At 41.5% G+C, this 7,176-nt stretch carries 5 protein-coding genes and 1 pseudogene; all 6 read left to right on the top strand.

From position 1 onward, the window contains the following. Nucleotides 1–432, top strand: a pseudogene (locus tag HT729_RS10065) (IS30 family transposase); the annotation flags it as partial. A 50-nt stretch (nt 433–482) separates the two neighbouring features. Beyond that, nucleotides 483–1,433, top strand: a complete 951-nt coding sequence (gene rsmH / locus HT729_RS10070) for a 16S rRNA (cytosine(1402)-N(4))-methyltransferase RsmH (RefSeq protein ID WP_172925156.1) — start codon at nt 483–485, stop codon at nt 1,431–1,433. An 11-nt stretch (nt 1,434–1,444) separates the two neighbouring features. Next, on the top strand, nt 1,445–1,762 hold the full coding sequence (ftsL, locus tag HT729_RS10075) for a cell division protein FtsL (protein WP_000840840.1): 318 nt from the start codon (nt 1,445–1,447) through the stop codon (nt 1,760–1,762). Between the two features lie 3 nt (nt 1,763–1,765). Then, nucleotides 1,766–4,018, top strand: a complete 2,253-nt coding sequence (gene pbp2X / locus HT729_RS10080; RefSeq protein ID WP_172926285.1) for a penicillin-binding protein 2X — start codon at nt 1,766–1,768, stop codon at nt 4,016–4,018. 1 nt (nt 4,019) lies between these two features. Then, the gene (gene mraY / locus HT729_RS10085) at nt 4,020–5,000 is read left to right on the top strand and encodes a phospho-N-acetylmuramoyl-pentapeptide-transferase (protein WP_138700695.1); all 981 of its coding nucleotides are present in this window, start codon (nt 4,020–4,022) and stop codon (nt 4,998–5,000) included. Between the two features lie 334 nt (nt 5,001–5,334). Continuing rightward, a partial coding sequence (locus HT729_RS10090) for an ATP-dependent Clp protease ATP-binding subunit (RefSeq protein ID WP_172926284.1) occupies nt 5,335–7,176 on the top strand: 1,842 nt, incomplete at its 3' end.

Raw genomic sequence — 7,176 nt, forward strand, 5'->3', positions numbered from 1 at the left:
CTTACCAGGGTTAAAAATTATTTTTGACTGGTCTTAACTGATCGAAGGACTAGGCATCAAATTATCCGATTGATTCCAAATAAAAGTGCTGAGGCGGTCAATCAGGCTTTAAAACTCATCTTAAAACAAGACAAGATTCTGTCCATCACGGCAGATAATGGTACAGAATTTAACCGCTTGTCTGATGTATTTTCTGAGGAACATATCTATTATGCGCACCCCTATGCCTCTTGGGAAAGGGGAACTAATGAGAATCACAACAGGCTCATTCGGAGATGGTTACCTAAGGGAACTAAGAAAACGACTCCCAAAGAAGTCGCATTCATCGAAAATTGGATTAATAACTATCCTAAAAAATGCTTGAACTACAAATCACCCAGAGAAGACTTCTTCATGGCTAACTTGAACTTGAAATTTGGCCTCCTTGTCTGATTTGTCTGACTAGTGCAAGCTGGTCGGATTTGTGGTAAAATAGATAAGATATGACAAAAGAATTTCATCATGTAACGGTCTTACTCCATGAAACGATTGATATGCTTGACGTAAAGCCCGACGGTATCTACGTTGATGCGACTTTGGGTGGAGCAGGCCATAGCGAGTATTTATTAAGTAAATTAAGTGAAAAAGGCCATCTCTATGCCTTTGACCAGGATCAGAATGCCATTGACAATGCGCAAAAACGCTTGGCACCTTACATTGAGAAGGGAATGGTGACCTTTATCAAGGATAACTTCCGTCATTTACAGGCACGTTTGCGCGAAGCTGGTGTTCAGGAAATTGATGGAATTTGTTATGACTTGGGAGTGTCTAGTCCTCAATTGGACCAGCGTGAGCGTGGTTTTTCTTATAAAAAGGATGCGCCACTGGACATGCGGATGAATCAGGATGCTAGTCTGACAGCCTATGAAGTGGTTAATCATTATGACTATCATGATTTGGTTCGTATTTTCTTCAAATACGGTGAGGATAAATTCTCTAAACAGATTGCGCGTAAGATTGAGCAAGCGCGTGAAGTGAAGCCGATTGAGACAACGACTGAGTTAGCAGAGATTATCAAGTTGGTCAAACCTGCCAAGGAACTCAAGAAGAAGGGGCATCCTGCTAAGCAGATTTTCCAGGCTATTCGAATTGAAGTCAATGATGAACTGGGAGCGGCAGATGAGTCCATCCAGCAGTCTATGGATATGTTGACTCTGGATGGTAGAATTTCAGTGATTACCTTTCATTCCTTGGAAGACCGCTTGACCAAGCAATTGTTTAAGGAAGCTTCAACAGTTGAAGTTCCAAAAGGTTTGCCTTTCATCCCAGATGATCTCAAGCCCAAGATGGAATTGGTATCCCGTAAGCCAATCTTGCCAAGTGCAGAAGAATTAGAAGCCAATAACCGCTCGCACTCAGCCAAGTTGCGCGTGGCCAGAAAAATTCACAAGTAAGAGGAAAAATGATGGCAGAAAGAATGGAAAAAACAGGTCAAATACTACAGATGCAACTTAAACGGTTTTCGCGTGTGGAAAAAGCTTTTTACTTTTCCATTGCTGTAACCACTCTTATTGTAGCCATTAGTATTATTTTTATGCAGACCAAGCTCTTGCAAGTGCAGAATGATTTGACAAAAATCAATGCGCAGATAGAAGAAAAGAAGACCGAATTGGACGATGCCAAGCAAGAGGTCAATGAACTATTACGTGCAGAACGTTTGAAAGAGATTGCCAATTCACACGATTTGCAATTAAACAATGAAAATATTCGAATAGCGGAGTAAGATATGAAGTGGACAAAAAGAGTAATCCGTTATGCGACGAAAAATCGGAAATCGCCGGCTGAAAACAGACGCAGAGTTGGAAAAAGTCTGAGTTTATTATCTGTCTTTGTTTTTGCCGTTTTTTTAGTCAATTTTGCGGTCATTATTGGGACGGGCACTCGCTTTGGAACAGATTTAGCGAGGGAAGCTAAGAAGGTTCATCAAACCACCCGTACAGTTCCTGCCAAACGTGGGACTATTTATGACCGAAATGGAGTCCCTATTGCTGAGGATGCGACATCTTATAATGTCTATGCGGTTATTGATGAGAACTATAAGTCAGCAACGGGTAAGATTCTTTACGTAGAAAAAACACAATTTAACAAGGTTGCAGAGGTCTTTCATAAGTATCTGGACATGGAAGAATCCTATGTAAGAGAGCAACTCTCGCAACCTAATCTCAAGCAAGTTTCCTTTGGTTCGAAGGGCAATGGGATTACCTATGCCAATATGATGTCTATCAAAAAAGAGTTGGAAACTGCAGAGGTCAAGGGGATTGATTTTACAACCAGTCCCAATCGTAGTTACCCAAACGGACAATTTGCTTCTAGTTTTATCGGATTAGCTCAGCTCCATGAAAATGAAGATGGAAGCAAGAGCTTGCTGGGAACCTCTGGAATGGAGAGTTCCTTGAACAGTATTCTTGCAGGGACAGACGGCATTATTACCTATGAAAAGGATCGTCTGGGTAATATTGTACCTGGAACAGAACAAGTTTCCCAACAAACGGTAGATGGCAAGGATGTTTATACAACCATTTCCAGCCCTCTCCAGTCCTTTATGGAAACCCAGATGGATGCTTTTCAAGAGAAGGTAAAAGGAAAGTACATGACAGCGACTTTGGTCAGTGCTAAAACAGGGGAAATTCTGGCAACAACGCAACGACCAACCTTTGATGCCGATACTAAGGAAGGAATCACTAAGGACTTTGTCTGGCGTGATATTCTTTATCAAAGTAACTATGAGCCAGGTTCCACTATGAAAGTGATGATGTTGGCTGCTGCTATTGATAATAATACCTTTCCAGGAGGAGAAGTCTTCAATAGTAGTGAGTTAAAAATTGCAGATGCCACGATTCGAGATTGGGACGTCAATGAAGGATTGACTGGTGGCAGAATGATGACTTTTTCTCAAGGTTTTGCACACTCAAGTAACGTGGGGATGACCCTCCTTGAGCAAAAGATGGGAGATGCTACCTGGCTTGATTATCTTAATCGTTTTAAATTTGGTGTTCCGACCCGTTTCGGTTTGACGGATGAGTATGCTGGGCAACTTCCTGCGGATAATATCGTTAACATTGCGCAAAGCTCATTTGGGCAAGGGATTTCAGTGACCCAGACGCAAATGATTCGTGCCTTTACAGCTATTGCTAATGACGGTGTCATGCTGGAGCCTAAATTTATTAGTGCCATTTATGATCCAAATGATCAAACTGCTCGGAAATCTCAAAAAGAAATTGTGGGAAATCCTGTTTCTAAAGATGCAGCTAGTCTAACTCGGACTAACATGGTTTTGGTAGGGACGGATCCGGTTTATGGAACCATGTATAACCACAGCACAGGCAAGCCAACTGTAACTGTTCCTGGGCAAAATGTAGCCCTCAAGTCTGGTACGGCTCAGATTGCTGACGAGAAAAATGGTGGTTATCTAGTTGGGTTAACTAACTATATTTTCTCGGCTGTATCGATGAATCCGGCTGAAAATCCTGATTTTATCTTGTATGTGACGGTCCAACAACCTGAACATTATTCAGGTATTCAGTTGGGAGAATTTGCCAATCCTATCTTGGAGCGGGCTTCAGCTATGAAAGACTCTCTCAATCTTCAAACAACAGCTAAAGCTTTGGAGCAAGTAAGTCAACAAAGTCCTTATCATATGCCTAGTGTCAAGGATATTTCACCTGGTGATTTAGCAGAAGAATTGCGTCGCAATCTTGTACAACCTATTGTTGTGGGAACAGGAACGAAGATTAAAAACAGTTCTGCTGAAGAAGGGAAGAATCTTGCCCCGAATCAGCAAGTCCTGATCTTATCTGATAAAGCAGAGGAAGTTCCAGACATGTATGGTTGGACAAAGGAGACTGCTGAGACCTTTGCTAAGTGGCTCAATATAGAACTTGCATTTGAAGGTTCGGGCTCTACTGTGCAGAAGCAAGATGTTCGAGCTAACACAGCTATCAAGGATATTAAAAAAATTACATTAACTTTAGGAGACTAATATGTTTATTTCCATCAGTGCTGGAATTGTGACATTTTTACTAACTGTAGTAGGAATTCCGGCCTTTATCCAATTTTATAGAAAGGCGCAAATTACAGGCCAGCAGATGCATGAGGATGTCAAACAGCATCAGGCAAAAGCTGGGACTCCTACAATGGGAGGTTTGGTTTTCTTAATTACTTCTGTTTTGCTTGCTTTCTTTTTCGCCCTATTTAGTAGCCAATTCAGCAATAATGTGGGAATGATTTTGTTCATCTTGGTCTTGTATGGCTTGGTCGGATTTTTAGATGACTTTCTCAAGGTTTTTCGCAAAATCAATGAGGGGCTGAATCCTAAGCAAAAATTGGCTCTTCAGCTTCTAGGTGGAGTTATCTTCTATCTTTTCTATGAGCGTGGGGGCGATATGCTTTCAGTCTTTGGTTACCAAGTGCATCTGGGGATTTTCTATATTTTCTTCGCCCTTTTCTGGCTAGTCGGTTTTTCAAATGCAGTCAACTTGACAGACGGTATTGACGGTCTAGCTAGTATTTCCGTTGTGATTAGTTTGTCTGCCTATGGAGTTATTGCCTATGTGCAAGGTCAGATGGACATCCTTCTAGTGATTCTTGCTATGATTGGTGGTTTGCTCGGTTTCTTCATCTTTAACCATAAGCCTGCCAAGGTCTTTATGGGTGATGTGGGAAGTTTGGCTTTAGGTGGAATGCTGGCAGCTATCTCTATGGCTCTCCACCAAGAATGGACTCTCTTGATTATCGGAATTGTGTATGTTTTTGAAACAACTTCGGTCATGATGCAAGTCAGCTATTTTAAACTGACAGGTGGTAAACGTATTTTCCGTATGACGCCTGTCCATCACCATTTTGAGCTTGGAGGATTGTCTGGTAAAGGAAATCCTTGGAGCGAGTGGAAGGTTGACTTCTTCTTTTGGGGAGTGGGGCTTCTAGCAAGTCTCCTGACCCTAGCAATTTTATATTTGATGTAAGAATGGCACCCTGATGTTTCGGGGTGTTTTTGCTTTTTAAAAAATATTGGTCAATTAAAGTCAAAATCCTTGACCTTTTCTGACTAATGTAGTATATTATGAACGTAAGGTAAATGAAAGCCTTACTAGAACACTTGTTTAAAGTAAAATAGAAAGAGGTGGGGTCTATGTTTAATCTAGAAATCTTCAGAAGTAAAGATAGTCTACTCCTGCTTGAAAAAGAAAAACCAGAAATAGTACCTAGAGTGGCAATCTAGCTAGTCTAAATTTTTTAAAACAAAGGTCAAAGATAGTCAATATCAGTAATAATAAATAACAAAAAGAGGTAAAGAATATGAATAACAACTTTAATAATTTTAACAACATGGATGATTTATTTAACCAATTGATGGGTGGTATGCGAGGATACAGTTCTGAAAATCGTCGTTACTTGATTAATGGACGTGAAGTGACACCTGAGGAATTTGCTCACTATCGTGCGACTGGTCAATTACCAGGAAATGCAGAAGCTGATGTACAAATGCCACAACAGGCTTCAGGTATGAAACAAGATGGTGTCCTTGCTAAACTAGGTCGTAACTTGACAGCAGAAGCGCGTGAGGGCAAGTTGGATCCTGTTATCGGACGAAACAAGGAAATTCAAGAAACATCTGAAATTCTTTCACGTCGTACCAAGAACAATCCTGTTTTGGTCGGAGATGCAGGTGTTGGTAAGACAGCAGTTGTCGAAGGCTTAGCGCAAGCCATTGTGAACGGCGATGTCCCAGCTGCTATCAAGAATAAGGAAATTATTTCAATTGACATCTCTGGTCTTGAGGCTGGTACTCAATACCGTGGTAGTTTTGAAGAAAACGTTCAAAACCTAGTCAATGAAGTGAAAGAAGCAGGGAATATTATTCTCTTCTTTGATGAAATTCACCAAATCCTCGGTGCAGGTAGCACTGGTGGAGACAGTGGTTCTAAAGGGCTTGCAGACATTCTTAAGCCAGCTCTCTCTCGTGGAGAATTGACAGTGATTGGGGCAACGACTCAAGATGAATACCGTAACACTATCTTGAAGAATGCAGCTCTTGCTCGTCGGTTCAACGAAGTCAAGGTCAATGCTCCTTCAGCAGAGGATACATATAAAATTCTTCAAGGAATTCGTGACCTCTATCAGCAACACCACAATGTCATCTTGCCAGACGAAGTTTTGAAAGCAGCGGTGGATTATTCTGTTCAATACATTCCTCAACGTAGCTTGCCAGATAAGGCTATCGACCTTGTCGATGTAACGGCGGCTCACTTGGCAGCTCAGCATCCAGTAACAGATGTTCATGCTGTTGAACGTGAAATCGAAACGGAAAAAGACAAGCAAGAAAAAGCAGTTGAAGCAGAAGATTTTGAAGCAGCTCTAAACTATAAAACACGCATTGCAGAATTGGAAAAGAAAATCGAAAACCACACAGAAGATATGAAAGTGACTGCAAGTGTCAATGATGTGGCTGAATCTGTGGAACGAATGACAGGTATCCCAGTATCGCAAATGGGAGCTTCAGATATCGAACGTTTGAAAGATATGGCCCATCGCTTGCAAGACAAGGTGATTGGTCAAGATAAGGCCGTAGAAGCTGTAGCTCGTGCTATCCGTCGTAACCGTGCTGGTTTTGATGAAGGAAATCGCCCAATCGGCAGCTTCCTCTTTGTAGGGTCTACTGGGGTTGGTAAGACGGAGCTTGCTAAGCAATTGGCACTCGATATGTTTGGAACCCAGGATGCGATTATCCGTTTGGATATGTCTGAATACAGTGACCGTACAGCTGTTTCTAAGCTAATTGGTACAACAGCAGGCTATGTGGGTTATGATGACAATAGCAATACCTTAACAGAACGTGTTCGTCGCAATCCATACTCTATCATTCTCTTGGATGAAATTGAAAAGGCTGACCCTCAAGTTATTACCCTTCTCCTCCAAGTTCTAGATGATGGTCGTTTGACAGATGGTCAAGGAAATACAGTAAACTTCAAGAACACTGTCATTATTGCGACCTCAAATGCTGGATTTGGCTATGAAGCCAACTTGACAGAAGATGCGGATAAACCAGAATTGATGGATCGTTTGAAACCTTACTTCCGTCCAGAATTCCTTAACCGTTTCAATGCTGTCATCGAATTCTCATACTGGACTAAAATCAAA

The sequence above is a fragment of the Streptococcus sp. 79 genome (genome assembly GCF_013277425.1).
Lineage (GTDB): Bacteria > Bacillota > Bacilli > Lactobacillales > Streptococcaceae > Streptococcus > Streptococcus pseudopneumoniae.

Excerpts from the sequence above, each read along its gene's own strand:
- rsmH (WP_172925156.1), top strand. The coding sequence starts at position 483 with ATGACAAAAGAATTTCATCATGTAACGGTCTTACTCCATGAAACGATT.
- ftsL (WP_000840840.1), top strand. The coding sequence starts at position 1,445 with ATGGCAGAAAGAATGGAAAAAACAGGTCAAATACTACAGATGCAACTT.
- pbp2X (WP_172926285.1), top strand. The coding sequence starts at position 1,766 with ATGAAGTGGACAAAAAGAGTAATCCGTTATGCGACGAAAAATCGGAAA.
- mraY (WP_138700695.1), top strand. The coding sequence starts at position 4,020 with ATGTTTATTTCCATCAGTGCTGGAATTGTGACATTTTTACTAACTGTA.